We start from the raw sequence: 4,688 nt of genomic DNA, 5'->3' as shown, positions 1-4,688 counted from the left end.
TGGAATTTTAAATTTTAAAACCAAATTATATCAAGGCGGTTTTTAAATTTAATTGCAAGAAAATTCGCCCGAGTTTGCTTAGTGCAACTTTAAATTTAACGCGGAATTTGACGCGCCCACAAATCCTCTCTGAAAATCAAAATTTATCGCTTGAATCTACGCTTGCGAGGCGATCTTGCTTTTTGATAGCATTAAAATTTTAGCTTGTAGCACCAGGATCTGATTTTGCTGAGCTTTAAAATCTTTATCTTGCAGATCCTAGTCTGTCTCTCCGCCAAGCTCTAAAATTCTAGCCCGTAGCTCCTCGATCTCGCGCTCATACTCAGCGATCCTTTCTTGCAAGTGAAAGATCACGTCCACGCCCGCAAGATTGACGCCAAGCTCCTTTGTAAGGTTTAAAATCATACGTATGCGATCCATATCGTGCGCCGAATATAGTCGCATATTGCCCTCGGTGCGACCCGGGCTCACAAGCCCTTCGCGCTCGTATTGACGTATTGTTTGAGGATGAATATCCAAGACCTTCGAGACTATCGATATGAGATAAACCGGCTCATCGTAATCATGCATTTTGATGCCTCCTTATAGCTTTTGCAGCGCGGCTTTGACGTCCTCATCCAGCGAATCGACGTCGGGCAAAACGACATTTACCACCGCGTATAGATCGCCTAAAATTTTACTCTTGCGATTTTGCACGCCGTAGCCTTTTAAGCGGTATTTCTGCCCGTTTTTGGTATTTTTTGCGATCTTTATCGTTGCGCTTTTGCTTGGCGTCGAAATTTCTACCTTTCCGCCAAACATCGCCGTTTTCAAAGGCACGTCAATCTTTTTGAAAAGATCGTCGCCTTCGCGGCTATACTCGGCACTTGGCGCGATTTTTATCTCTAAAATTAGATCTCCGCTTTGAGCGCCTGATTTTTGTCCCTTGCCCCTTATGCGCAGCTTCTCGCCCGCATTGATGCCCGCGGGTACTTTAAATTTAACCGTCTCGCCGCCCACGCGCACGCTCATCTCGCCGCCTTGTATCGCGGTCTCAAAAGGAATTTCAATCGAGCTGTGCGTATCTAGGCTCTGCGCGCCGCCAAATCCGCCACCGAAACTGCTGCCGCTAAAGCCACTAAAACCCTCGCCACCACCGAAAGAGCTGAAACTAAATCCGCCGCGCGAGCCTGCGCTTTTTGCGCCGAAGGAGCCGCCGAAAATGCTGTTTAGGATGTCGTTTAGATCGCCCATGTTTGCCGAGCCCTGCGCGAAATCGTGGAAATTCTGCCCACCGAACATCTCATCGCCATGGCGGTCATACTGCGCCCGCTTTTTCTCGTCGCTTAAAATTTCATACGCAGCGTTGATCTCTTTAAATTTATCCTCAGCTCCAGGCTCTTTATTGATATCCGGGTGATACTTGCGAGCTAGCCTGCGGTAAGCTTTTTTAATCTCCTCGGCGCTTGCTGATTTATCCACGCCTAAGGTTTCGTATAAACTGCTTGTACTTGCCATTTTAATCCTTAAAATCTTAAAATTTATGCGGATTATATCATAAAACTTTAGTGAGTGTCAATCAAGTTTGCTAAATTTCATTTATAAATTTTAATTTTGCGTTAGGAATATATTAGCGGATAAAATTTATAATTCCGCCAAAATTTTATTATCACAAAGGATATAAAAATGAAAAAATCGATTATCCTATCGATAGCTTTGGCAGGTGCGCTTTTCGGCGCCAGTATCAACATTAAAGAAGCCCCAAATAGTTACGATCGCGTGAATCCGAGCTTTGATAAAGATGTCGTGCTCTCATATCACAGCTCCGTTGCGGACGTGAAAAAATCTGTCGTAAATATCGCTACGAAAACCAAAATTAAAGCAGGCAATAGCCCGATGTCGCAGATGTTTGACGATCCGTTTTTTAAGCAATTTTTCGACTTTGACATTCCGCAGCAGCAGGAGCGCGAGGGAAGCTCGCTAGGCTCTGGTGTCATAATCTCCGAAGATGGCTATATTGTCACAAATAATCACGTAATAGAAAATGCCGACGAAATCGTAGTTACACTACTAGAAGGCGATAAAGAGTATAAAGCCAAGGTAATCGGCACCGACCCTAAAACCGACCTTGCAATCATTAAAATCGACGAAAAAAATCTCTCTGCGGTTAAATTTGCTGACTCGTCCAAGGCTATGGAGGGCGATATCGTCTTTGCTATCGGAAATCCTTTCGGCGTGGGCGGCACCATCACTCAAGGCATAATCTCAGCGCTAAATAAAAACAACATCGGGCTAAATCAATACGAAAATTTCATCCAAACCGACGCTTCGATTAACCCGGGCAACTCAGGCGGTGCGTTAGTAGATAGTCGCGGCGCGCTTTTGGGGATAAATTCTGCTATTTTAAGTCGCGGCGGCGGAAATAACGGCGTAGGCTTTGCGATCCCTTCAAATATGGTAAAAGAGATCGCCGAAAAGCTCATCACAAACGGCAAGATCGAGCGTGGCTTTATAGGCGTTACGATCTCAGATATGTCTAAAGATCAAAAAGAGCTCTATGAAAGCAAAGAGGGCGCGCTAATCTCAAGCGTCGAAAAAGACATGCCTGCCGATAAAGCAGGCATCAAGCGCGGCGATTTGATTACCAAAATAAACGGCAAATCTATCAAAAACGCCAACGAGCTAAAAAATTTAATCGGCTCAATGGCTCCAGGAAGCTCAGTGGATGTAGAATTTGAACGTGACGGCAAAAGCAAGAGCACGACTATCAAGCTAGACGCGATGAAATCCGACTCCACCACCTTAGGCTCAGCCGGCGAGGACTCAAAAAGCGCAATAGAGGGGCTAAAGCTAAGGACGTTAAATGACAGCTTGCGCCGCAAATATAACCTCGACGACGATGTCTCGGGTGCCCTCGTCTTAAGCGTCAAAGATGGCTCAAAAGCCGATGATTACGGCTTTGAGGTAGGCGACGTGATCATCCAAGTCGGTCAAAACGATGTCAAAAGCTCAGACGACTTCGATCGATACATCAAAGATTACAAGGGCAAGAAAACCCTAGTTTGGGTTATCAGACGCGGAATTCCGCAAGGTCTTGTAATCCGCTAAGTTCTTCCGCCGGGCTTTAGCGGCGAGAAACGCGCAAGCATTAAAATTTAACCGCGACAAGCCCAGCTCAAAGCATTAGCGGAACATTGCAAGTAAGCAAACAGAAGCTTTTGAGATTTTGAGCTTTCTAGCAAGCGAAATTTCTAGCTTTCGAGCGCAAAAGATGCATAAACTATAAAAATGGGCTTTTGGCGAGCATAAAAGCTGCCGAAAGCCCTCCCTGTTATTTCAAGCACCTCTGAAAGCTCTCTGTTATTTCAAGCACCTCTGAAAGCCCTCTGCTATTTCAAAACACCGCTAAAAGCCCAGATTTTTCGCTTGAAATTCTTAGAATTTTACTTTTTTGCTTTTGTTTTCACTTAGAATTTTTAAAATTTAACCCTCCACGCCGCTACTTTATCGTTTTTATCGCCTCGTCTGGAACTTGCTTTAAAATTTTAATCTCTTTGCTAATGACATACCGCAAAAGTATGCGCTTCTAGCCTGGACTTCAAATTTTAATCCCTCTCATATATATTGCTTCGCTTTAAATTCCACAAAATCCAAATTTATAAAATTTATGCCCTACCATATTTCTGCTACCAGAAACTACCACCTTTTTATTCTATCACTTTTTCCAGCTACGTCACTTCTTGGGAATTCCGCTGGCTAAATTTTAAGGTCGGAATTTTAAAATTCCATCATTTTGTAATCGTAATTTTTCATTTAAGCTTCGAGAACAAAAATAAGCTGAAATTTTACTTTATTATCGAAAACGTTGCATCACAATACCCATTTTTTCGCATTAAGCTACCTTTCGTTAGAAATTTTATTAAATTTATTGTAAATAGGTATTTTTATAGTATAATGGATAGTTTTTATTTTTTACAAAGGATTACAACTATGAAAGAGATCAAAATCCCAATTATCTCAGGTCTGAGCATCGCTGCTACGCTAGCATTGATGCCGATGCAAGCTTTAGCCGACAATGCAAAAGCGACGGTAACCGGCGGCGGTAGTAATAAATTGCATCGTTCCGGCACCACTACCTATTATTCCGGTGGTTACGAGGGTGTAGTATCTGGCGCTTCCAGCGATCATATAGTAACTATTACAGGCGATCCTAGCGGTGTCGATATGTCTTCTTACACCATATACGGCGGCGGCATGGGCGATCCTAATGTCGTACCTACGAAATCCGCCGATCGAAACAGGATCATCGTTCAAAACGGCGCTACCGCTACTACTATAATAGGCGGCGAAGGTAAAGGCGCAACCGGCAATACCGTAAGTATAATAAATGCAACCGTTAATCGAGCCGTCCTCGGCGGCAACGGCACCTGGGCGGGACAGTCGGGATATTCGGGAAACGCCGTCGGCAACACCGTAAATATTGAAGGCAATAGCCATATAATTGGAGATAATGCGGGCGTACTCAACTTTGAAGCGATGGTGTCGGGAGGTCGCGCTAGATATGGTGCCTCTGCGAATAATAATACGGTAAATATCACCGGTGCGGCGAAGATAGATATGGGCAGGATAGAGGGCGCTACCATACACCAAGGCGGCTCCGCGAAAGGCAATGGCGTCAATATCACGGGTGCTGTCGTCTTAAATACCGA

Annotated in this window: 4 protein-coding genes; 2 read left to right on the top strand and 2 right to left on the bottom strand. The window is 44.3% G+C overall.

The annotated features are described in order from the left end of the window. Nucleotides 1-258: 258 nt before the first annotated feature. Nucleotides 259-570: a helix-turn-helix transcriptional regulator gene (locus Q0277_RS06875; protein WP_297903112.1), complete on the bottom strand. Its 312-nt coding sequence runs from the start codon at nucleotides 568-570 to the stop codon at nucleotides 259-261. Between the two features lie 12 nt (nucleotides 571-582). Next, nucleotides 583-1,497 (bottom strand): DnaJ C-terminal domain-containing protein, encoded by a 915-nt coding sequence (locus Q0277_RS06870; RefSeq protein WP_295097962.1) that lies wholly within the window; start codon nucleotides 1,495-1,497, stop codon nucleotides 583-585. Nucleotides 1,498-1,665: 168 nt separating this feature from the next. On the opposite strand from Q0277_RS06870, the gene Q0277_RS06865 reads away from it, so the two are divergent. Together Q0277_RS06865 and Q0277_RS06860 are read left to right on the top strand one after the other, a co-directional pair. Further along, complete coding sequence (locus Q0277_RS06865) at nucleotides 1,666-3,087, top strand: Do family serine endopeptidase (protein WP_297996764.1); 1,422 nt, start codon at nucleotides 1,666-1,668, stop codon at nucleotides 3,085-3,087. 882 nt (nucleotides 3,088-3,969) lie between these two features. Then, on the top strand, nucleotides 3,970-4,688 hold a 719-nt coding region (locus tag Q0277_RS06860; RefSeq protein WP_297996762.1), incomplete at its 3' end, for a hypothetical protein.

Origin of the sequence: uncultured Campylobacter sp., assembly GCF_938030815.1 — a bacterium.
GTDB lineage: Bacteria > Campylobacterota > Campylobacteria > Campylobacterales > Campylobacteraceae > Campylobacter_B.
This window is presented reverse-complemented; position numbering and strand designations above follow the sequence as displayed.